The sequence below is a fragment of the Neobacillus ginsengisoli genome (genome assembly GCF_030813055.1).
Genome location: NZ_JAUSTW010000001.1, coordinates 915,208 through 937,870, shown reverse-complemented (window position 1 = coordinate 937,870; position 22,663 = coordinate 915,208). Strand labels below are relative to the sequence as shown.

21 protein-coding genes, 11 tRNA genes and 2 pseudogenes are annotated in these 22,663 nt (G+C 39.1%); 3 read left to right on the top strand and 31 right to left on the bottom strand.

Annotated features, from left to right (window positions below; translation table 11 throughout):
* Positions 1–155: 155 nt before the first annotated feature.
* A pseudogene (locus J2S10_RS05055) lies at positions 156–752 on the bottom strand (ammonium transporter); the annotation flags it as partial.
* 211 nt (positions 753–963) lie between these two features.
* Between J2S10_RS05055 and J2S10_RS05050 the strand changes: the two are divergent.
* Positions 964–1,206 carry a hypothetical protein gene (locus J2S10_RS05050; protein WP_307404987.1) on the top strand — a complete coding sequence of 81 codons (243 nt, stop codon included), beginning with the start codon at positions 964–966 and terminating at the stop codon, positions 1,204–1,206.
* A 518-nt stretch (positions 1,207–1,724) separates the two neighbouring features.
* On the opposite strand, the gene J2S10_RS05045 is transcribed toward J2S10_RS05050, so the two are convergent.
* The 14 genes and pseudogenes from J2S10_RS05045 to J2S10_RS04980 all read right to left on the bottom strand — a co-directional run bounded on the left by J2S10_RS05045 (position 1,725) and on the right by J2S10_RS04980 (position 4,403).
* Positions 1,725–1,946 carry a hypothetical protein gene (locus J2S10_RS05045; protein ID WP_307404985.1) on the bottom strand — a complete coding sequence of 74 codons (222 nt, stop codon included), beginning with the start codon at positions 1,944–1,946 and terminating at the stop codon, positions 1,725–1,727.
* Between the two features lie 82 nt (positions 1,947–2,028).
* Positions 2,029–2,868: pseudogene (locus tag J2S10_RS05040) on the bottom strand (tyrosine-type recombinase/integrase); the annotation flags it as partial.
* A gap of 6 nt (positions 2,869–2,874) precedes the next feature.
* Positions 2,875–3,168 carry a site-specific integrase gene (locus J2S10_RS05035; protein WP_307404983.1) on the bottom strand — a complete coding sequence of 98 codons (294 nt, stop codon included), beginning with the start codon at positions 3,166–3,168 and terminating at the stop codon, positions 2,875–2,877.
* Positions 3,169–3,327: 159 nt separating this feature from the next.
* Positions 3,328–3,408: transfer RNA gene (locus tag J2S10_RS05030), tRNA-Leu, on the bottom strand.
* 25 nt (positions 3,409–3,433) lie between these two features.
* Positions 3,434–3,507: transfer RNA gene (locus J2S10_RS05025), tRNA-Trp, on the bottom strand.
* 4 nt (positions 3,508–3,511) lie between these two features.
* Positions 3,512–3,596, bottom strand: a tRNA-Tyr gene (locus J2S10_RS05020).
* 20 nt (positions 3,597–3,616) lie between these two features.
* A tRNA-Ser gene (locus J2S10_RS05015) sits at positions 3,617–3,709 on the bottom strand.
* Between the two features lie 20 nt (positions 3,710–3,729).
* Positions 3,730–3,806 (bottom strand) — tRNA-Met (locus tag J2S10_RS05010).
* Positions 3,807–3,824: 18 nt separating this feature from the next.
* Positions 3,825–3,900: transfer RNA gene (locus tag J2S10_RS05005), tRNA-Ala, on the bottom strand.
* 19 nt (positions 3,901–3,919) lie between these two features.
* Positions 3,920–3,996: transfer RNA gene (locus tag J2S10_RS05000), tRNA-Pro, on the bottom strand.
* Positions 3,997–4,004: 8 nt separating this feature from the next.
* Positions 4,005–4,081, bottom strand: a tRNA-Arg gene (locus J2S10_RS04995).
* 33 nt (positions 4,082–4,114) lie between these two features.
* Positions 4,115–4,203 (bottom strand) — tRNA-Leu (locus J2S10_RS04990).
* A 5-nt stretch (positions 4,204–4,208) separates the two neighbouring features.
* Positions 4,209–4,283, bottom strand: a tRNA-Gly gene (locus tag J2S10_RS04985).
* Positions 4,284–4,318: 35 nt separating this feature from the next.
* A tRNA-Leu gene (locus tag J2S10_RS04980) sits at positions 4,319–4,403 on the bottom strand.
* Between the two features lie 538 nt (positions 4,404–4,941).
* On the opposite strand from J2S10_RS04980, the gene J2S10_RS04975 reads away from it, so the two are divergent.
* A complete protein-coding gene (locus J2S10_RS04975; protein WP_307404981.1) occupies positions 4,942–5,079 on the top strand; it encodes a hypothetical protein in 138 nt (45 codons plus the stop codon).
* Between the two features lie 64 nt (positions 5,080–5,143).
* On the opposite strand, the gene J2S10_RS04970 is transcribed toward J2S10_RS04975, so the two are convergent.
* From J2S10_RS04970 to J2S10_RS04945, 6 genes are all read right to left on the bottom strand, one after another.
* The gene (locus J2S10_RS04970) at positions 5,144–5,917 is read right to left on the bottom strand and encodes a class I SAM-dependent methyltransferase (protein ID WP_307404979.1); all 774 of its coding nucleotides are present in this window, start codon (positions 5,915–5,917) and stop codon (positions 5,144–5,146) included.
* A gap of 95 nt (positions 5,918–6,012) precedes the next feature.
* Positions 6,013–6,765 carry an exodeoxyribonuclease III gene (locus J2S10_RS04965; protein WP_307404977.1) on the bottom strand — a complete coding sequence of 251 codons (753 nt, stop codon included), beginning with the start codon at positions 6,763–6,765 and terminating at the stop codon, positions 6,013–6,015.
* 613 nt (positions 6,766–7,378) lie between these two features.
* The gene (locus tag J2S10_RS04960; protein WP_307404975.1) at positions 7,379–8,173 is read right to left on the bottom strand and encodes a divergent polysaccharide deacetylase family protein; all 795 of its coding nucleotides are present in this window, start codon (positions 8,171–8,173) and stop codon (positions 7,379–7,381) included.
* A 107-nt stretch (positions 8,174–8,280) separates the two neighbouring features.
* On the bottom strand, positions 8,281–8,697 hold the full coding sequence (locus tag J2S10_RS04955; RefSeq protein WP_307405166.1) for a peptidylprolyl isomerase: 417 nt from the start codon (positions 8,695–8,697) through the stop codon (positions 8,281–8,283).
* A gap of 281 nt (positions 8,698–8,978) precedes the next feature.
* Positions 8,979–9,431: a CBO0543 family protein gene (locus tag J2S10_RS04950; RefSeq protein WP_307404972.1), complete on the bottom strand. Its 453-nt coding sequence runs from the start codon at positions 9,429–9,431 to the stop codon at positions 8,979–8,981.
* On the bottom strand, positions 9,358–10,482 hold the full coding sequence (locus J2S10_RS04945) for a DUF2515 domain-containing protein (protein WP_307404970.1): 1,125 nt from the start codon (positions 10,480–10,482) through the stop codon (positions 9,358–9,360). Before J2S10_RS04945 ends, J2S10_RS04950 begins: the two co-directional genes overlap by 74 nt.
* Before the next feature lie 97 nt (positions 10,483–10,579).
* On the opposite strand from J2S10_RS04945, the gene shc reads away from it, so the two are divergent.
* Positions 10,580–12,448, top strand: a complete 1,869-nt coding sequence (gene shc, locus J2S10_RS04940) for a squalene--hopene cyclase (protein ID WP_307404968.1) — start codon at positions 10,580–10,582, stop codon at positions 12,446–12,448.
* Positions 12,449–12,488: 40 nt separating this feature from the next.
* Here the strand turns inward: shc and J2S10_RS04935 are convergent, their stop codons facing one another.
* The 10 genes from J2S10_RS04935 to J2S10_RS04890 form a co-directional block, all read right to left on the bottom strand.
* A complete protein-coding gene (locus J2S10_RS04935) occupies positions 12,489–12,998 on the bottom strand; it encodes a mismatch-specific DNA-glycosylase (RefSeq protein ID WP_307404966.1) in 510 nt (169 codons plus the stop codon).
* A gap of 84 nt (positions 12,999–13,082) precedes the next feature.
* Positions 13,083–13,667, bottom strand: a complete 585-nt coding sequence (locus J2S10_RS04930; RefSeq protein ID WP_307404963.1) for a YitT family protein — start codon at positions 13,665–13,667, stop codon at positions 13,083–13,085.
* 112 nt (positions 13,668–13,779) lie between these two features.
* A complete protein-coding gene (locus J2S10_RS04925) occupies positions 13,780–15,105 on the bottom strand; it encodes a Na+/H+ antiporter NhaC family protein (protein ID WP_307404961.1) in 1,326 nt (441 codons plus the stop codon).
* A gap of 121 nt (positions 15,106–15,226) precedes the next feature.
* A complete protein-coding gene (locus J2S10_RS04920; RefSeq protein WP_307404959.1) occupies positions 15,227–15,655 on the bottom strand; it encodes a cell wall hydrolase in 429 nt (142 codons plus the stop codon).
* 231 nt (positions 15,656–15,886) lie between these two features.
* Positions 15,887–16,300, bottom strand: a complete 414-nt coding sequence (locus tag J2S10_RS04915) for a hypothetical protein (RefSeq protein WP_307404957.1) — start codon at positions 16,298–16,300, stop codon at positions 15,887–15,889.
* Positions 16,301–16,355: 55 nt separating this feature from the next.
* A complete protein-coding gene (locus J2S10_RS04910) occupies positions 16,356–17,807 on the bottom strand; it encodes a S1C family serine protease (protein ID WP_370876146.1) in 1,452 nt (483 codons plus the stop codon).
* A 176-nt stretch (positions 17,808–17,983) separates the two neighbouring features.
* Positions 17,984–19,387, bottom strand: coding sequence for a sensor histidine kinase (locus J2S10_RS04905; protein WP_307405162.1), 1,404 nt, complete (start codon positions 19,385–19,387; stop codon positions 17,984–17,986).
* Positions 19,377–20,078, bottom strand: coding sequence for a response regulator transcription factor (locus J2S10_RS04900; protein WP_307404956.1), 702 nt, complete (start codon positions 20,076–20,078; stop codon positions 19,377–19,379). Before J2S10_RS04900 ends, J2S10_RS04905 begins: the two co-directional genes overlap by 11 nt.
* A 347-nt stretch (positions 20,079–20,425) precedes the next feature.
* The gene (locus tag J2S10_RS04895) at positions 20,426–21,205 is read right to left on the bottom strand and encodes an enoyl-CoA hydratase/isomerase family protein (protein ID WP_307404954.1); all 780 of its coding nucleotides are present in this window, start codon (positions 21,203–21,205) and stop codon (positions 20,426–20,428) included.
* Positions 21,206–21,446: 241 nt separating this feature from the next.
* Entirely contained in the window at positions 21,447–22,517 is a 1,071-nt protein-coding gene (locus J2S10_RS04890) for a phosphotransferase family protein (RefSeq protein ID WP_307404952.1), read from the bottom strand.
* Positions 22,518–22,663 lie beyond the last annotated feature (146 nt).

Below are 22,663 nucleotides of genomic sequence, written 5' to 3'. Positions count from 1 at the left end.
TGTAGAAGTCCTTGAACAATTGTGTGTCGGTATTTTACTGGCCCACGAGTTTAATGAATTACCACAATTCGCCAAAATTTCTTTTTGTAAATGGAACAGCCTCTTGGTTCCAGCATCTTGTCTGGATATGTTTCGGTAAACTCTTTTCGGAAAAATTATGCTTCGTGATAAGCTTTTTCCCCATGCAGAGTAATATCTAATCCGAGAGATTCTTCTTGTTCATTTGCCCTCACAGGGACAAAGACTTTTACAACTTTAATAAGTATATAGGATACTGTCCCAACAAATAGATAGGTTGCAACAATTGCAATTAGTTGCTTTAATACTAAGCTTGGATCTCCATAAAATAATCCATTTGCTCCAGCTGAATTCACAGATTTTGTGGCAAACAAACCAGTAGCAATTCCACCCCATGTTCCGCCGATTCCATGCAATCCAAATGCATCAAGAGCATCATCATACCCAAATTTTCCTTTTACCCAGAAGACGCCCCAATAACAAATCGAACCTCCAAGGAATCCAATAAGAATAGAGGCAGCCGGCGTAACAAATCCTGCAGCAGGGGTGATCGCCACCAGGCCCGCAACTGCACCTGATACAGCTCCAAGCATGGTCGGTTTTTTATTTATCAACCATTCAATTACTATCCAGCCAATAATTCCAGCAGCTGCTGCTGTATTTGTATTGATAAATGCGTCCATCGCCACTTCATTAAGAGTTAAGGCACTTCCAACATTAAAGCCAAACCATCCTAACCGGACAAAGCGTCTGATTGCTGTATTAAAAACGAAAAAAAGCCGCAGTTCCGAAAAATACGGTAAAATGTTATTAAGCTAGCGGTTCAGGTTAATTTAATTAGTCAAAATAGGTAATTACTACTTTCATTTGAATTACTTTTTTCATTTAATATGGTACGGGGACAAGCAATCCACCGAATATGAAAGCAAAGAGAGGTGAATTTAAATGAACATTAAAGATGCAAAAGAATTACTCACGGAGGCACTAGAACATCTAGCTAAGGCAACGGCGAAAAAAGACGCTGCAGAGAAACAACTAGAAAAAACAAGAGAAGACGTAGATAAAGCAAGACAAGAGTTAGAAAGAGCAGTAGATCATGCAGCCGTAGCAGCAGCTCGTCTAGGCGAAGCGGACGCAGAGATAGATAAGGCGAGGGAAGACGTCGAGAAGGCACGGAAGCTCTTGTAATAAATTACCTTATAAAGAGTAAAAAACGAATTCAACAATGTATTTTGTAGTAAATGGGACTTTTGCGACTAAAAAGCATAAGTCCTTTTTGCGTTAAAGGGGGCTTTAGTTGAAGAAGCGCAGTTTTTAGCAATACCTATTTGTGTTTATATATCGAAGTAGTACGACTAGCTACCCGCTCTTTTTATGGTTAAATAGCTTGCAAAAAAGAGCGCTAAAAAAAGCCGCAGCCCACGATGATAAAGCTACAGTCATAATCGAAACATCATTATAGATTAGAGTATAACGCTTGACTGGCGTTATGTATGTATAGGCGCTAGCTCTATGCGTTATTGGTACGATTAAACCCCCCGTTTCTAAATTTGCTAGCAAAAATTTTTTTAGGGGGTATCGCTTCCTAAATTTTACCTATCTAGTTTTAAAATATGTAAGCAAAGTTTTGACGGCTGTTTCTGGCAGCGGCGAAGGGTGCTTTCGGGTACAAATGTTCGCATTTGATACCGCATAGCTGTAGAGCCTTAGACGCATAGAAAGGCGCTCTTAGCGTTCCTTTTTCGCTTAGCTTTCATGTTCCAGAATATGCGCTGAGCTACTTCATAAAGTTTTCGAAGTTCTTTCGTTGTTGGCTCTTCAATAATGTAGCCGCTCATATCTGCGTGCTTAAAGTCGCTTGTAGCGTAGCTAGTGACGTTCTTGTCGGCTATGATACTAATAATGCCGTTACCTTTTGATATTTGCATAATATCGCCCCCTTTCAGAGACAATAGGCGCAAGTACTCGGAAGTTTTGGTAAAAAAAAGCGCATTTGCTGCGCCCTCTTCTTCGTTTCTCTAATACCTTTAAAGGTGAAAACTCTTTATGTCTATCTCTTACATCTGTACCGAATAAATTTACGTACGTTTTCACAATTTCCATACTTGTATGCCCTAAAATCGTTTGAAGCTCGAAAATTTTAGCTCCCTGCTGTACGCATAACTTTGCGAATGTATGCCTAAACGTATGACAGATACAACGAACGCCTTTCAATTGCGCTTCCCTTCCGTATTTTTCGATTCTGTTTTGTAGCGCTCTCTTCGATATGGGAGAATTGTACACCGTTACAAATAGTGCGTCAGTCTCAACGTAACCACGTATCGCAATATACTTTTTTAGCTGCTCTTTCATGGTCGATTGAATTGGTACAAGGCGTTCTCTATAGCTCTTTGCGTTCCGTATACATATTAAATTATCTTCCCAGCGAATATCTGCAAGCGTTAGTCCTACGGATTCATTCGCTCTTATACCCGTTTCTAGAAGAAGCAGCATTATGGTATATCTCGAGCGCCAGTAAACGTCTTTAAGTCAGGCTGAGCGAACAACTTTATCAATTGTTCTTGTAAAGGTCGCTATAATACGCTTGCGATCTTTTAGCAGCTTGATATGGTCGAATGAGTTTTAAGGAATATGCTTTTCTTTATGAAGAAAGTTAAAGAACGCACGTAGCGCCCGCAATCGAGTATTAACTGTTACAACTTTAGCACCTTTATATTTCCGTAGATATAAAATTACGTTTTCTTTGATATGCTCTGCTGTAACTTGGTACGGCTTAATCGCTGCTACATCTATTTCCTGTTCCTTAAGATAGCTTAGAAAAGTGTTTATTTCGCTCGTAAGGCTCGTAATCGTGTATTAATCGTTACCCTTTTGCTGACGCATATAAGCAATAACATTCTCTCTGATATGCTCCTGTGTTATCTCAACTGGGGACAACGTTTCTACGTTAATCCCCTGTTCTCTTAGTTGGTTCAGACACGCATATATTTCATTCTGATAGTAACGAATGGTGTGGGGACGTAAATTACGTACCTCACAGTCCTTCAGAAATAAATCCATCGCAGATGCAAACGACTCTACGTATGTCTTCACCTTCATCTCCATAATCCTTATTTCCCGTTGATCCAACACGTTTTTTCTCCTGCTCATCGATTCATTCGACCTCCACTGCGTATTAACAGGTGCGTCAGATTTGAACTTATTCGTAGACGGTTTTTGGGACAACGAAAAAAGCGTCCCCACCGTAGCAGGAACGCTTAAAACGTTGATATGATGAGCATTCTCGTTTTTCTTTCGTAAATAGCATGATACCGGTGGTCGGGGTCGAACCGACACTCCAGAGGAACACGATTTTGAGTCGTGCGCGTCTGCCAATTCCGCCACACCGGCAAAATTAGAAATTTATAAGATTAAGTGGCAGGGGTAGTAGGAATTGAACCCACACCAAAGGTTTTGGAGACCTTCGTTCTACCTTTAAACTATACCCCTAAAATGGTGGAGGGGGACGGATTCGAACCGCCGAACCCGGAGGGAGCGGATTTACAGTCCGCCGCGTTTAGCCACTTCGCTACCCCTCCACATATGAAGAAAAAAATAATGGCGGAGGAAGAGGGATTCGAACCCCCGCGCGGTTTAACCCGCCTGTCGGTTTTCAAGACCGATCCCTTCAGCCGGACTTGGGTATTCCTCCATTATTTTTAAAAAAGTATTTGGTAGCGGCGGAGGGGATCGAACCCCCGACCTTACGGGTATGAACCGTACGCTCTAGCCAGCTGAGCTACACCGCCAAATATAAAATTAATTTCTGGTGGAGCCTAGCGGGATCGAACCGCTGACCTCCTGCGTGCAAAGCAGGCGCTCTCCCAGCTGAGCTAAGGCCCCATTAAATATGGTTTAAAAATGGTCGGGAAGACAGGATTCGAACCTGCGACCCCTTGGTCCCAAACCAAGTGCTCTACCAAGCTGAGCTACTTCCCGTTAAATAATGGCGCGCCCGAAAGGAGTCGAACCCATAACCTTCTGATCCGTAGTCAGACGCTCTATCCAATTGAGCTACGGGCGCATTTTTGAATTTTTTTCCTATCGCAAAAAACTTTGGTGCCGAGGACCGGAATCGAACCGGTACGGTAGTCACCTACCGCAGGATTTTAAGTCCTGTGCGTCTGCCAGTTCCGCCACCCCGGCAATCTTGGAGCGGAAGACGGGATTCGAACCCGCGACCCCCACCTTGGCAAGGTGGTGTTCTACCACTGAACTACTTCCGCAATATGGTAAGTTATTTTGCTTTCGTAAAAAACTTTGGTGCGGGTGAAGGGAGTCGAACCCCCACGCCTTGCGGCGCCAGATCCTAAGTCTGGTGCGTCTGCCAATTCCGCCACACCCGCATTTTAAATCCATTTGTTAATTAAGCAATCTATCGATGTTGTCTTAGCGACAAAATCTATAATACTACGTATTCCAGCAAAATTCAACATCTTTTTCTGTAATATTTTTCAGGAAATAAATGGAAGTAGTTTTTTGGATATTACCTATTTGTTTCAAAAATCAAATCGCACATCTATATATACAAAAATCCTTTTCTTGTCAAAAGTAATGATCCATCCTTTTTATGTTCTAAAATCCGTAAAAAAACAAGTAGCACTGTCCTTGCCGTTCGCCCTATTACAGGGTTGGAGAATTTGCCCAACCGGGTGAACGCATTTAGGCAATCTGACATAATATATGACGTTACCATTAACCTCTTTTCATCACCTGTGAAAACATTAGATTTTTGATACATCTTACTATACACTTTTCTTCAATTTATTAATTACCTATTCTTTCTTGATAATTTCCCAAATTCAAAAGAGGTTTAGACCGGTTTTTTATGGGTAAAAATACTTTAGTACGGTCACAAAATAATGGAAAGGAGATGTTCTTACTGTGGGTATGAAACCATATAAAAAAGAGGATGAAAAAGCAGTTGTTGGTTCCAGTGAGCAGGAACAGTGGGAAAACTCTAATCAAGATGAGAGGCTACCTGAATTCGATGTTATCGGCACCGCACTAAATGACATTTAACATTTTCTTAAACGTAAAAAACCTTTGCATAAAAGAGTTCTTACTCTTCGATGCAAAGGTTTTTTCATCCCCTTTTGATTGCTTTTAAAACAATCGCTTCTCCTTGAAATGAAATCACTTGATCTTCGTTAATAACAATCCTAAACTTATCTTTGATTTTTTGAGTTGCTGTAAGCATGTACTGAGTCAATCTATCTTTATCTGCTTGCAATACATTCATCCGACTACACCATGGATCAAATTTAAAAGTTTTATCAAAACGATGCCATTCAATAATTTCAAAACCTGCAAATTCAAGCATTCGAAGCCATTCTGTTTTTTTCCAGGCGCGAAAATGGCTATAGTCTCTTATTTTTTCGATTGTATTATAAAATTGGTCCAAATCATCCTCTTCAGGTGCAACATTGTCATCAAGCAAAAATTGACCATTTGTTGAAAGGACTCGATGAACCTCTTTAATAAACTTGTTTACATTCGGAAAATGATGGGGTGCAATTCGGCAAGTCACAATATCAAAAGAATCATCGCGAAATGGCAGCTTTTCCGCATCTCCGATGACAAAATCGACGTTTTGACGGCCATTTTCTTGTATAAACTTTTCAGCCGCTACCAACATTTCTTGTGTCAAATCAACAGCAGTTACTTTTTTTACGAATGGAGCAAAAGCATTTGCCGTATGACCGCCGCCTGTTGCTACATCAAGCAAGTGTTCCTGTCCATGAATGGAGGCCAACTCAAGCAGCTTTTGCAAGTCTTTACCTTCTTTATGAATGGTGCTCGACACATAGAATTCTGCATTTTTACCAAACTGCTGTTGAACGTCTTTTTTAATATCCATATTCATCCCCCGCTATCGTTACATCTAAGGTAACTATAAAACAGAAATTCGAAAATTAAAATTTCGAGTTTTTTATGAGCGATGATAAGAAAATTTTATCTTATTTCCAGTAAAACCGGACAATGGTCACTTCCCATGATTTCGGAATGAATGTTGGCATCAACCAGACGATCTATAAATGTGTCCGAAACAATAAAATAATCAATCCGCCATCCAATATTCTTTTCCCTGACTTTGCGCATATATGACCACCATGTATAAGAACCTTCCTGAGCAGGATAAAAGTGCCGGAAGCTATCTGTAAAACCCGCTTCCAGTAATACACTCATTTTTCCTCGTTCTTCTTCCGTGAAACCGGAGTTGCCTTGATTTGACTTTGGATTTCTTAAGTCAATTTCTTGGTGAGCAACATTCAAATCCCCGCATAGAATAACTGGCTTTACAGCATCTAATTCTTTAAGGTATGCAAGAATTCGCTCCTCCCATTCTAATCGGAAACTAAGCCTAGCTAAATCTCTTTGTGAGTTTGGTGTATAAACATTTACAAGAAAAAATTCAGCAAACTCTAATGTTAGGATTCTTCCCTCAGCTTCGGAATCATCCGTACCTACCCCATACCTGACAGATAAGGGTTGTTTTTTAGTAAAAACAGCTGTGCCGGAATAGCCTTTTTTAACAGCATAATTCCAGTATTGGTGGTATCCATCTAATTCAAGGCTAATTTGCCCCTCCTGCAGTTTCGTTTCCTGCACACAGAATATATCGGCATTCACTTCATTAAAATAATCCAAAAATCCTTTTTTAACACATGCCCGAAGGCCGTTAACATTCCAAGAAACTAATTTCATAATAAAACTCCTTCTCCCTTTCACCTACATTGTTATCTATTGTTTCATTTTGGATGAATCTCAGCATGTTAGCAATGGAAATTATCATAAAAAAAACGGAATTCAGGATTAACGGGTTCACTTGTGAGGTGCAAAACTGTAAATCGCAGGAGAAATCTTACCACTAATCACAAACGGTTGACTATTGTTTTAAGAAGAACCCTAATCTTAACCGTTTTACTTTTGAATAGTTATAAAATAAAACGAGTTATGTGATGTGACTGGGAGCATTTGTCCTTTTCCGAATAAGCCTCACATTCGAACTATCATCGGCAATTTCCAGCTTGTCCTGTACGAATAACCTTCGCATTCGCTATGCAAATATCTGCAAAATTCTTAAATACTAGGTAGAATTCACACCATAAAATTAAACTAAATTCACATACAGTCCAATAATTATTTCTATCCTTTAGAAATACACTGTGAATTCATATGTGAAAAGTTCGTAAAAATGTATAGAAACCTTGCTATAACAAAAAAGAAACACACGATATGTGAAATGTCGTGTGTTTCTTCGTGTGATTTTAATGTTTGCACCTTTGAAGTAACCCCGTTAATTCAAGATTCCGGCTTTTCAATGCGAATAGGGTGGGAAATTTTTATTTGGCAATTTTCCTGAAAAAAGCTGGGAGACAGGTACAATCTTAATGTTTCGTCTTTTAAATTCCTCTATCGATTCAAAAACTCCAATTGAACATACTTTTCCGGTAACTCCAACATGGCCGATGGCAATGCCCTGGCCTTTAATTTCGGTTACTTTTGCCAGCCGGACCATTTGTTTTCTTACATGGGATGAGGAAGAAATATCATCAAGGAATACATCCCTTTTTAACAATGGTACGCCCAGCTCTTTTGCGATTTCAGGAAATTTCGTACCTGGACTTGTTCCACTGTCGATAATAAAAAGGTTTCTTTCCTTTGCTACTTCTACAATCGTTCGCACGATCGTTTCGTTTTCTACTGCCAGTGAACCCATATGGTTGTTAAGCCCCACCGCATATGGCACGTTGTCGATTGCTTCCTCAACCCGTTGCCTTACTTCTTTAAGCGTCAAATCAACTGTTATCGGTTTTGGTCCCAGCCAGGATCTTTTTCCTCTTTTCGGCTCCATCGGCAAATGCACCATAATTTCAATACCGTTTTTATGAGCCCATTCCGCATGTTCTTTTGATGTTGGTGTAAAAGGCATTACAGCTGCGGTGATCGGAATATCCCCATCTAAGAAATCTTTGACACCACCGGTGCCACCCCCAAAATCATCAATGATAATCGCTGCCTTGAGTTCTTTTGTTCCATTGCTTTCAGCGTTTGCAGTTAGGTGAAACGAAAAAAATAGGAAAGGTATAAGAATTAGAACAATCTTTTTCATAGTAACCCCCAAAATAACCATTTTTTTTAATTTGCCCTTTGGGGGAATAAACATACTTTCGCTAACAAAAAAGAGAGCTAACCACAAATTAGCTCTCTAAATCTTACTTATTCAGCATCATAAACCTTTACTTCTTTCATTATGTCACCATTTCGCATCGCTTTAGCCGTTTCCAAACCGGATGTTACTTGCCCGAAAACAGTATGAACACCATTAAGATGCGGTTGTGATTCGTGTACGATAAAGAACTGGCTTCCACCTGTGTTTTTGCCTGCATGTGCCATTGATAATGCACCAGGTACATGCTTGTGAGGGTTTCCTTCTGTTTCACATTTAATCGTGTAACCCGGTCCGCCGGTCCCGCGGCCCTCTGGGCATCCGCCTTGGCTTACAAAACCGGGTATAACCCGATGAAACGTAAGACCATTGTAAAAACCTTTGTTCGCTAACGTTTCAAAATTTTCAACCGTGCCCGGTGCTTCATTTGGATATAAATCAAATTCGATTTTTTCTCCGTTTTCCATTAAAAAATGTCCTTTTTTAGCCACTTCAAACACTCCCTTATGTAAAAAATCATTTTTATCATACACTTTTCAAAAAAGAAAAGAAAGTCCGAAGTGATTGTTACTATTATAATTACTTATAAAATGTGATAAACTATATGTACCCCTCCCAACATTCGCTTGTTGCGGGACACTTAACCACTGTACGGATGGGAGGGGTAGGTGATTGCATCTGCGATTACTAAGGTATCACAAATGTGATCACCGCAAAAGCCAAGACTTTATGTCTTGGCTTTTGTTTTTTACCCTTTTTGCTTTTCCACCCATTGATGAAATAGATAAATAATCGTTAAAAATACCAAGTAGCCTGCAAATGTATAGAGGTGTTTCCATTCGCTTGAATGGACAAACAAGCCGCAGACTTCTGCTAATTTTTCAAGAATCGGCATTAAGAGGCTTAGAAAAATAATGAGACCTGCTTTGCCCCATAAATTTACTCGCTTCATGTTATGAAGTAAAATCATCACGAGGACGGGAAGACCTAGAAGTGTAAAAACAATATTGACTGAAAAAAGTTCAGGAAAAGGTCTATAGGGAAACTCATAAAGCTGTTGTTTAACAAAATAATTATCTAAAAACGTTCCAATTACCGCAGAAAGCACCATTGCCGGAATATAATCTTTATTCCAAAATGGAAATCGCCTTTTTAGCAAGTGCCGCAAGCTCGAGACGTTCAAGTGTTTTGCAGTATTCATTTTTAATCTCCCCATCAAAAATTTCATTATTTTCTTCCAAATACCCAATTACATAAACGTCTTCAAACCAATCTCCTTTTTCCGCTTCTTCCTGGCTTACATTTTTCCATGCACTTTCAAGGTCCGGACTATAAATTCTTCTTGCTCCAGGCCTGAGCTGGCATGATTTTAAACGGAGCTGATAGGCAAAACCGGGAATTCCTTCATTTACATTGTTAAATATATGGGGCCAATAATCCTTTCTTGAACCGGTATGCGGATGGTGTTTCGCCCAATCTATTACCAGCTTTAAGCGATCCTGATTCTGAAACAGAACGGCATATAGCCTTTTTCCAAGAAGAATCCGCTCATTGAACGAATCAAACTGGTGTAGTGTTTGCCCAATCAAGTTTTTTTTAGCATAAGGAAAAAGAATATGGTTAAAGGAAAGAAGGTCCTGGAGCTTAAACTCCAATTTACCGAATACTTCTTTTTTATATCGTGGATTTTGGACAACTCTTTTTTCCAAATAGCTTTGTTCATTTATGATAAGCGCCATGGTGAGGACATAGGTATCATGATTTCTCCAAAAATAATTCCAGATGGTTTCCATAAATACCGATATGTTCAGATGTGGAAAAAGATGGAAATAAGGTTTGTGTCGTTTTAAGCTTTCTTCATAAACCAAAAATTGCGGATACGCATCTTGGAAAATTAACCAGTTGCCGCGCTCTAAAAAAGCAAAAAACGCATTCCTTTCTTTACTTGATAATATTCTTGTTAGAAACTCTCCTTTTAAATCTGTCATGTTCCAACCACCATTTCGAGAAACCATATGTCCTAAAAAAGCCCAGTGGATTTCAGGATGTTGTTGGTAAAAATCAAAATAAGCCTTTGTCCTGGTTCCATTGTTTTTATTTAATTCCCTCGTCTTCAAACCGATTTTTTCCAAAATAATTTTTTCTTCCTTTGTTACGTATCCATCTTGAAGGGAGGCCCCACTTGCAGCTTTACTTTTTACCTTTAATTCTTCCTTTAGACTTTCCAGAGGAGTTTTTTCTCGAGTTCTCATAAAAAAAATGGCACATGACCTCCCTCACGAATTCTCCTTTCACCAAGGGAATATGTATAGATGAGAACGGTAATTGGGAGAGGAATGAAGACTAGGAATGAATAGTATAAAAAAAGGAATCGATGGGATTATTGAGATACTTAGAAAAGATCAATCTCCCGACGGCTCATGGAATTATCCATTTGAAACTGGCCTTTCAACAGATGCCTATATGATTATTTTATTAAGGACATTGGAATTAAATGATGAAGAATTAATCCAAGGTCTTGCGGCGAGGATTTTAAGCAGACAGGAGAAAAATGGCGCTTGGAAGCTTTATTTCGATGAGGGCGATGGGAATGTATCTTCTACCATAGAAGCCTATTATGCATTACTCTATTCAGGCTATTACAATAAAGACGATAAAAGAATGCGTGCAGCGAAAAAATTCATTTTAGCAAATGGGGGTTTAGAAGAAGCTAGTATGTTTACAAAAATCATGCTCTCTTTAACGGGACAATATATATGGCCGTCCTATTCACCCCTTCCAATTGAAGTGATTCTTTTGCCGCTGCACTTCCCAATTAATTTTTATAAGTTTTCGGTATTTGGGAGAGCGCACCTTGCTCCGATCATGATACTTAGCGAAAAAAAGTTCACGATGAGAACTGATAAAGGTCCGGACCTTTCCGATTTGCAACACACAAGGGAGGTTGAAGAATCATGGGTTCGTCATCCTGAACTGCGTTCTTTATTTTCTGTTGTTGAAGAAGGCGTAAAAAACTTACTTGGCTTACCTGAGCAGCTTCATAAAATGGCGCTTAAGCGTGCAAAAAAGTATATGCTCGATCATCTTGAAGCGGACGGAACATTTTATAGCTATTTTAGCTCAACCTTCTTAATGATTTTCGCACTTTTAGCGCTTGGTCATAAAAGGTCGGATCCTATTATCACAAAAGCGATAAATGGAATTCTCTCTATGAAATGCGAAATCAATGGTTTGCCCCATATGCAATACACTACAGCGAATGTGTGGAATACTTCCTTGATTGGCTATGCGTTGCAATCAGCTGGGTTATTACCTGAAGACCCCATGGTTGAAAAGGCTAATCAATACCTGCTAATAAAACAGCATCATAAATTCGGAGATTGGGTGATTCATAATCCCAAAAGTCTACCTGGCGGCTGGGGATTTTCTGATAGCAATACGATTAATCCGGACGTTGACGATTCGACTGCATCGCTTAGGTCCATTTCCAGAATTGCAACAGATCAGCTTCAAGCTTGGGACCGAGGTATTAGCTGGGTCTTTTCAATGCAGAATGATGATGGCGGTTGGCCGGCCTTTGAACGAAAGACCGATACTAAACTAATTGATTTTTTACCGATCGAAAAAGGCGAATTTTTGCTATCTGATCCATCTACAGCCGATTTAACTGGAAGAACACTTGAGTTTTTTGGAAATTATACAAATCTATCGCAGAATCAACATGCTATTAAAAAAGGCGTTAAATGGCTATTGAAAAATCAAGAAAATGATGGCTCATGGTATGGAAGATGGGGTATTTGTTATCTTTATGGAACTTGGGGGGCAATTACGGGTTTAGCGGCTGTAGGAGTTCCATCCAGCCATCTCTCAGTCCAACAGGCGGTTAAGTGGTTAAAAAGGATTCAAAACAAGGATGGCGGCTGGGGTGAATCCTGCCAAAGCGATGGAAAAAAAGCATATGTTCCATTGGGAGTGAGTACTTTAACCCAAACCTCCTGGGCACTCGATGCCTTGATTGCAACTGCTGATAAGTCAACAGAAGAAATCCGCAAAGGAATTTCTTATTTGCTCGCATCACTTGAAAAAGAAGACTGGACCACTGCCTACCCGATAGGACAAGGAATGGGAGGGGCCTTCTATATCCACTATCACAGCTATCGTTATATTTTCCCACTGTTAGCCCTATCAAATTATCGAAAGAAATTTGAGCTATCATAAAATAAATAACATCGACGGATTTCGAGGTTCCGTCGATGTTTTATTTTGATGATACCAAATCAGCTAGCTGCTTATAGATTTCGATAATCTCAGTGAGGTTCATTCTGACCAGCCCACTCGATGATGGGGCAACGAAATCAATCGTACCAGGGACAACGGAGTCCATTTGCCTTCCCCACGGAACTGCTTTTTTCCCGCTATATTCTTGAAAAACGCCTTTTCCAACAAAACAAACTACCTTTGGCTTTAATTTTTCAATTTTCTTTTTTAAAACTTCCCGTCCCTCTTTGTATTCCTCCTTCGTAATTTCATCTGCGGCCTTTGTTGGCCTTGGGACGATATTTGTGATTCCCATCCCCAGCGCAATTAGCTTTTCATCCTCTGAAGCCTGATACCTTCGCGGCGTTAATCCCGCTTCATGAAGTATTCTCCAAAAACGATTGTTCGGATTGGCAAAATGGTGGCCTGTCTCACTGGATCGTATGCTGGGATTAAAGCCCACAAATAATATCTGTAGATTTTCCTTTACATGATCACTGACCGGTTTCATGAAAAAACCTCTCCGTTCCTTCAAACAAAAGTAGATTTTTTCATTTTACCATAATACGTGATTATTCTTTATTGAATTCCGGGTTCATTTTAAATAAATCTGTACACTGTGAAATGAAGTGATTAGACTAGCAAACAAGCCAACAATGGAGATAATCAACAAAGAATAAAACAGTTTCGCATCTTGAAGGATAAGCAACCCCGTCATAATCACCACCATGTCGAGCGCAAAAATAATTACTCCAACATTTATCCTTGACCATTTTGACAGTAACAGGGCAAGCAAATCCATTCCACCGGGGCTTATATGATTTCTTAACATAATTCCGACGCCAATTCCAATAAACACAGCACCTATAATCACACTGCTCATGATTGGTAAATGAAACTTACCATTTAAAGGCATTAATATTTCAATCATGATTCCGGAAATAATTGCTCCGCTTAATCCATTAATAAAATACCTAGGATCCGATTTAAAGGCAAATAGGTAAACAGGAACATTTAGAAATATGAACATAAGACCTGCTTTAAAGCCCCACAAATAGTTAAGGATAAGGCTAATACCCAAAAATCCACCATTGATCAAATGGAAAGGAATAATAAAGCCGTTTATCCCGATTCCGATCATCGTACTCCCAAAGCCAATAACTGCTATTTTTTTTACCATGTACTCATCCCTTGTCCAATATCATTATTACCACTTATATGTTGGATTTTGGGAAATCATTCGAAAAGGAATTTCTTATCAAAAAATGGAGCCCTGCAAAAAGGCTCCGGATCTATGCTGCTGTTTTCTTTATTTTTGATTTCCGCACTTGTTTGACTAACGAAAGGAAAATAGTTAAAAAAGGTAATATCCATAAAAACATGGCGTATGGCAGATATTTTACCAAAGGGATTCCGACAATGGTGCTGCACATGATCGCCAGTACGCTCCACGGAACCATACCCGGAAAAAGCATTGTTGTATCGCCCATCACTCTCGCTAATTCTTCTTTTTTGTATTTATTGGACCAATGCGGCAGAAAGGATCTCCCTGTTAAAATAATCGGAAGTGTCTGGTTTGCCGCAATGAAGCTGATTAATAGAGTTGCCGCTATTGTTTTAAGGGTATCACCCACTAGAGAACGGGAGGATTGCATCCATTTATCTAAATAAGGCTGAATGATGTTCAACTCCTCCAATAAACCATTATAGGCACCTGCCAATGCTAAAAAGAGCAGTAGTTCATACATGTGAACCAGCCCGCCGCCGAGACCATTAATTCCGTTCCAAAATGAACTAACTATTTTTTGAAGGGATGAACCGTCAAAAAAAGCAATAACAGCTGCTGATAGAATACTACAAAGAAAAGCATAAATGATGCTCATTCGAAAAACGACAAATACTATTAAAATCAGCGGTGGGATAAATTTTAACCAAGAAAGCCCACTCCAAAGTAACGGCTTCGAGTTTATTGTCACTTTGCTTGAAATGAAGAAATCGGAAACGCCATAGAAGCAAAGGCAAATTATTATCGCGATAACCGTTGTCAAAAGCATTGCTTTCCATTGTCTTTTCACAGGAACCTCAACGGTATGTGACAAAAGTTGATGTGAACTGGAAAACGGCGACGTTCGGTCCCCTACAAACGCCCCTGAAACGAGTGCTCCCGCTACGATGTCCACCGGAAGATGGAGGACTATTGCTGTTCCTAAAATCGGAACACCTATTGCACTTAATGTCCCAACCGTTGTTCCGAGAAGCATCGAAAAACTAAGCGCAACGATAAACGAAAGAACAAAAAAGTGCTGCGGGATAATAACATGCAAGGCCACTTTCACCATTTGATCGATCGTACCGGATAAATACCAGGATGGGAGTAAAAAACTTACAAGAAAAAGAATGAGAATGACGATTCTTGTTTTATTTACCCCTCTCAAACTAATATGTAAAAGCTTTTTCAAGGGCATTTTTTTCATTATCGAAGTCGAAACCAGGACGAGGAAACCTGGAAGAAAGCCGATCACAAGCGGTTGATGAAAGATGACTGACCAAATTACTCCCGATAAGGTTATAAAGATAAGAAATAACACCTGTTTAACAGAAAAATTGTATGAATCCATTTAAGTCCCACCCTTAGCTTTAACAAACTTACCTAATTATAAGAGGAATTTCGGATTTCGAAAAGTGTTTCGGATTATTTTTATAAAAATAGAGCCGTTATTGATAACGGCTCTAAGTGATTTAAAAGGTGTTATAAACATTTGCACAGGTTTCACCCGTTGGTTGATAAAAACAGTGTTTCTTATATCGTGAGACAAAAGGCTGGTCGTACCATGTTTGCGGGCAATCCCCCGGCGGCCTAAAATACCATAGACTGAATTTCGCCGGCCAATACCTTTCACCGTTTATTACTTTTCTTGCTAATCTTCTTTCTGATGACCTTGGGGCTTGATAAAAATATCCATGGATAACCGCTTCAAATGCATGTGGTTGATAAATCATCTGGGGAATGGTACGAAGTCCTTTAAAATCTGAACAATTAGCACGAATCCGGTTAATTCCCACATTTCCGATAAGAAGCATCCCGAGAGTACCTTCCCCTTCACCTTCTGCCCTAAGTAATCGTGCTAATAGATCTATATCTGATTTCCGAGCCTTTACTACTCCCATCATGTCACCTCCATTGGCGTTCACCTATATCATATTCTTAAAGGCAAATGTGTTGCCTCTGTATTTACAATTTAATGGAGTTTTCAGCTGCATCATGAACACCGGGAGTTTGAAATCTTATTATAACCCTTCTTTTTATCCATCAAGCTTACCTTTTGCAAAATCATAATTACCTTGCGAGAAGTGATCCATTAACTTAACCCAAGACCCACTTTCGTTGTTTTCACCACTTTAATGAAGGTACCTTTTACCGGACCCAAACCTCCGACGGTAGACAAACTTCCGTAAATCTTTTTCTTTTAAATTTCCGTCATAAACTAAAAACAACAATAATTGATATTGGGGATAATGCTCCATGACAAAAAGGGCGAACTCCTTACGTTCGCCCTTCAGTTTTTCGCTAAAGTCGCTTTGATTTATGATTTCCTTTAGCCTGTCTTGTACAAATGCTTTCGTATCTTCCCACTTTTTCTTGCGATTCGTCAAAATGTCACGGGCATAACTAGGTAATTTTTCAATGACGAGATCAATATAGCCTTCCGCCCACATGATCATTCGATCCTTTTCACTCAGTTCAAAGACCATCGTCAAAAGCTCCGTCTCATCCACTTCATTGCTGCTGGCGTATTTACCTACCCGATTCATCTTCTCACCTCTTATTGATTGGTGAGATTATTTTACCTCATATCAGGGCTTGTTATTAATTTGATAATTTTACCTTTAGAGTAGTAAGCTTTCCGTTACGATAAACACCAAAATTAACATCATCACCGATATTTACTTTTGTATATAAATATTTTCTTAATTCAGTTGAGTTGCCAATTTGTGTTCCATTCATAGAAACAATCACATCCTTAACTTGAAAACCTGCCTTCGAGGCTGAGGAATTAGGTTCGACCTGTGTTACCATCACGCCTTTTTGGATGTTGTTAGGAAGGCTTTGCCAATAGATTTGCGGAATTTGATTCAAATCCTCGAGGCCAACGCCAAGAAATGGTCTGACAATTTTTCCATTTTTAATTAATTGATTCACAATCGGGATAAGATCATTACTTGGAATCGCAAATCCTAATCCTTCTACGCCACTCTCAGAAATTTTCAAGCTATTAATTCCGATAACTTGACCTTGCGGATTGATAAGAGCACCGCCGCTATTCCCCGGATTAATCGCAGCATCCGTTTGGATAACATTTGTATCCCAATTTCCTGCGGATGTAGAAACGGAAATAGTACGATTTGTTGCACTTACAATACCTTCCGTAACCGTTCTTGAAAGGTCCAGTCCAAGCGGATTTCCGATAGCATACACTTGGTCTCCAGGCCGTAATATCGAGGAATTCCCGAAATTAGCTGTTTCACTGACATATTTTCCATCAATTTTTAAAACGGCGAGATCTGTTAGCGCATCAGTCCCAACCACTTGTGCAGTTGTTTTTGTTCCGTTATACAAGGAGATTTCAAGCTTTGTTGCCCCTTCTACCACGTGATTATTTGTTACAATATAGGCACTGCCATTAATTTTTTGAAAAATAACACCTGAGCCTGAGCCCGTTTCAACACTTTGCTGTGAATTGTTACTGTTATTATTATCATTATTATTACCAAAAAAATCATTGTTTTGCTGCTGCTGCTGCTGATAATTAACTATCCCAACAATTGCTTTTGAGACTTTTTCAACCGTATCGGCAATTGATGAGGTTGAAACGGCAGTTGGTTGGGCTGCTACAGGTTTTATAACCTCATTCGCTGCCTGTGAATTAGTGGCTTCCACATTTGGATAAAAGCTTTTTATGTAATCGGTATGCGGAAGGATCGTTAATGTCAACACAGAACCGATTACACCTGCTGCAAGGGTAGAAGCAAATCCTTTTAAGTTCCTTTTCTTATTATTTCTGTTGTCACTATTGTTAGCAGTTCGCGTTTGCTCCATTACAATAGATTCCTCAGTTTTTTCTTTTGCTTCATCCGTGCTTCTTATATTTTGTGATGATATTTCTGTAATTGCTTCGTCAATGGCTTTTGAATGAACAAAATCAGCCGTTTCATTCCCTTTCTCGACTGGTGCGTCCTCTGAATTCGCAGGGACAGTTATGTCAATTGAATTTGATTGGCTAAGTTCATTTTCGTTTTCGAACCCGTCTTTATAACTCATATTCTTCCAATCTCCTTTTATTATATATATATTGTTTGATTACTTATTTTTACTTTATCTGACAAATGTGAAAAAACTATTAACAAACTTTAAAGGCTTTTGGAAAATTGTAAGAAAAATATCAATAAAAATTAAAAAAACTGCGAAATCTAGAATCGCAGTTTAACAAGGTGAATTTATTGAAAAAAACGAATGATGAACTTTGTCCCTTTTCCTTCTTCGCTGAACACATCAATTTCACCATTATGCAAAAGAACTAGTTGCTTTACAATTGAAAGCCCGAGCCCAAATTCCCCATATGGGTTACTGGTTCTTGAAATATCAGCTTTATAAAAACGATGCCAGATGTTTTCAACATCATTCGGATCAATTCCAATTCCCGTATCTTCCACTTCGATAATTGTTTCATTTTCTTGCTTTCTGCCTCTTAGCCTGATTGTACCATCGGATGTAAATTGAATGCTGTTTTTTGTTATGTTAATTAAAATTTGAATCAGGCGATCATAATCTGCATTGACAAAAACATCCGGTGCGACATCAACGAAAATTTGATCATTCTTTTCTTCTGCCAGAATCGATAATTGCTCTTGAATGATTTCGAATACTTCCAATAACTGAATGTCTTCCCTAAATAGCTGAATTTGGTTGGAACGGATTTTGTCATAATCCAAATTTTCGTTCACTAGGCGAATCAGTCTTTTTGCTTCCTGACTTACCAGGTTAATCCCTCTCTCTTTATCTTCTTCAGGAATCATATCGTTTTTCAACCCTTCAATAACACCGCTTATGGTTGTTAGAGGCGTTCTCATCTCATGTGAAACATCAGCCATAAACTGCCGCCTCCTGTTTTCAAGACTTTCAATTTCCTCCATAGAGGCATTGATTTTATCAACCATATGGTTAAAATCATTTGCTAATTCGCCAATTTCATCAAAATTAGAAGAATGAACATTCACATGATAATTCCCTGCTGAAACAAGGGAAGTCGCTTCCCGAAGACGTTTAATGCGATTTACATGAATTCTGGATAATAACCAACTAAGGAAAAAGGAAACTGCAAATGCAATAAAAATCGTATAGAGTAAAAACTGATTGATTTGATGAATCATCTCACTCGATCCGCTAATTAGGGATGTTAATAGGATCCCGCCCACGAACCTTTTTTGATCTAGATAAGGTAAGACTACAAAGGTCACACCTTCTTGACCGAACCGTTTAAAGTCACTTTTCACAATAATCGTTTGACCTTTTGTAATTTTATTCCATTCTGAAGACGATAATTTAATCGCGGGTCCGTGCTTTCCAACCGAATAAAGGTTACCATCCTTATCAAACATACTGAAACTCATTTTTCTTGTCATTAAAACAGAACTATATTGATTAATAATTTGTTCTGTGCTTACAGGAGATTGATCAATATCTGACAAGATGGCTTTACCATACGAAATAAGCTCCTCCGCTTTATTTTCATAAACCAAATTTTCGACATAATGAGCAAACAATAAACTTAAGATTAAAAATGCAACAACAATGATGCTTATATGGCTAAAAAACTGTTGATAAATATACTTAAATTTCATCTGTCTTAATCGACTCATCGAACTTATAACCTACTCCCCATACGGTGTGGAAGAATGGCTGTGAAGCAGTTTCTACCTTTTTCCTCAATCGTTTAATATGAACATCCACCGTCCGTTCATCCCCGTAAAACTGATATCCCCAAACCCGTTCAAGCAATTGCTCTCTTGAGAAAACTTGCTTGGGATGTTCTACCATATAATATAAAAGATCGAACTCTTTCGGCGTTAAATTGGTAATCGGCGTTCCATCAACGATTACTTCTCTCGTATTTTTACTTACCTGAAAGTGCTCTGACTTTATTGATTCTTCCCCATCATTGGAGACTTGATTTTGAAAACGGCGTGTGACTGCCTTAATTCGAGCCATTAGCGTGAGCGGGCTGAATGGCTTTGTAACATAATCATCCGCTCCCATTTCAAGCCCGAGCACCTGATCAGATTCACTATCTTTAGCCGTTAACATGATAATAGGAACCGTGTACTTTTCTTCCCTAATTTTTCGGCAAATGGTTACACCTTCCATTCCCGGCAGCATCCAATCGACAATTAGAGCATCCCAAGTCCCATTTTTAAAACGGTTATATCCTTCTAATCCGTCATTTACAAACTCTCCTTCGATACCTTCCTTTGCAAAAAACATCTCGATCATCGAACATACGCTTTTATTATCTTCAATCACTAATATTTTCAAAATCTGTTCAACTCCTATTGCAAAATAAACTGTTCTTTTTATTAAGTTTATACGAATTTTCAAGCATATCAACCATCTTGAGAATTCTTCCCGACTAATTAATACTTTCGTCATAATTTGTTAATATATTTCCAGATAAAACGATAAAGAGACCTTGAATACATCAAGGCCTCTTTGCGTCACTCTACAAAACTCTGACAGCTGCTCCTGCAAATAAAGCTTTTGCATTAGTTCCGAGCATTTTGTCTAATTGTTTTTCTGAAATACCGGAATCACGTAAAGTCGGAAGTATATTCATATAAATGTGGCCCGGATTCCAGTTTCATTAAGTTTCTATAATTACATTCTTATTTACCTTTATATACTGGTTTTCTCTTCTCCTTAAATGCTGTGACGCCTTCATGATGATCTTCGGTTTGAACCATTAATGTCTGGGTAATCCGTTCTTGTTCGAGAATTTCTTCGAGCGAAGCTGTGAACGAATGGTCAATTAATTTCTTCTGCATACCAAATGCCTTCCCGGGACCTTGCGCCAGTTCCAATGCCAATTTAGTTGTTTCATCCTGAAGTTTTTCCAATGGAAAGAGGTAATTAATGACACCCAGTTGATAGAGACGTTCGGCTGGAATCGGCTCCGCAGTAAAGAAAAATTGCTTTGCCAGGTACGGTCCAATCAATCTCGGCAGTAAATAGGAACCGCCGCCGTCAGAGACTAAACCGACCTTTGAAAAACTAAGAGCAAATTTACTATCCTCTGCGGCAACGATTAAATCACAGGCTAAAGCCAGATTAAACCCTGCACCTGCTGCAAAGCCATGAACCGCAGCGATGATAGGCTTCTCCGTTTCTTTCATTGTTAAAATCAGGTCATTGAGCCTGCCGATATGGTCATACACCTGAACACCATTCGCTTGCCCCATTGTTTTAACATCACCCCCGGCACTAAATGCCCGCCCGGACCCTGATAAGACAATTACTTGGATATCAGTGTCCTGCTGCGCCTCTTTAATAGCAGCTGTTAAGCCTAAAACCATTTCCGGGCTAAAAGCATTTAAAATTTCCGGGCGATTTAATGTTAGTGATAAAACAGGTCCCAGTTTTTCGATAAATAAATGTCCTTGAGTCATAGCAATCTTCCTTTCTATCAACTTTTTCTTTTTGAAATCTCTTATCCGTGTTTACTTATGATTATTTATCCATTATTTATCGAATGGCTGCAGCCCTGCCAATTCCGCTTCCCGCACCGGTTACTACTGCTATGGTTTGTGAAAATCGCATTTACCCTCCACTTTAAATTTGAGAACCTATTACTTATGATATTTAGTTTGACATGGTGGTTTATAGCGCCTACTTTTCCATCTTTTTCGATCATTCGTATGCTATCTTGGCAGCATGCTGTATTAAACTTTTTACAAAATTATTAAAGTTAGCAAAGCGAGAATCTTGGGTTTGCCCTTTTTTAAAGCGGTAGTAGATTTGCTGGCATATGACAGCGAGTTTAAAGTAGGCAAAGGTTAAATAGAAATTGAGATTGGTTACATCTCGTCCGCTCTTTTTCGCGTAAAGCTCTATAAATTGGTGCCTTGTCAAGAAACCATCATGAATGGCCGTTACCGGGTCCTTACCTAACCCCTTTCGCAAAAGCTCAGAATCATCAGCTTGGTTCCAATAACTCATCGCCACTCCAAGGTCTGCAAGCGGGTCTCCGACTGTCGTCATTTCCCAATCAAATAATCCGACCATCTCAGTGAATTTTTCGCTAAACATTGAATTATTTAACTTATAGTCATAGTGAATAATCGTTGCTTCGTGATGTTTAGGAATATGCTTAACAAGCCATTTTTGTAAGGATGCAACTACCTCGATTTCATCCGTCTTGGCTCGTTCATACCTGCCGATCCAGCCATGGACTTGCCTTTCCATAAAACCATCAGGCTTACTCAATCCGGTGAGACCGGTCTTTTTATAATCGATGGAATGTAACTCAACTAGTTTTTCCACCATTATTTCAGATATTTGATGACAAAGTTCCCTTGTCACCTTTATTCCCTCCGGAAAAGAAGTGTCGAGAACAAGCCCGTTTTTTCTTTCCATAATGAAAAATGAACTTCCAACCACCTCGTGCAGGTCCGAGAAGAACAATGGCTTCGGTGCTGCGTTAAAGATTGGATGTAGTTCAGAAAGGATTTTAAATTCCCTCCGCATATCATGTGCTTTCGGTGCAACCGGACCTAAAGGCGGACGCCTTAATACCGCTTCCCAATCGCCTATTCTTAATTGATAAGTTAAATTCGAGGCCCCCGCGGAAAATTGAAGGATTTCAAGAGGACTACCCGGTAGATTCTCAACGTTTTCCCGCAAAAATTTTTCAAGAATAGCAAGGTTCAATTCTTCGCCTTTTCTTACCGGGATTGTATCTTTACTCCATTGATGAGGCATAATTCCCCTCCCTCCAATTCGTAAAATTCAGATTATTCAAGGCGCAGCTAATCAACATTGGCCCTAACAAGGTAGTAATTTAAACCTTCTCTTAATAATTTTTTCAAGGTAAACAAAATAACTTGTGTTGTTTACATGACCTAATG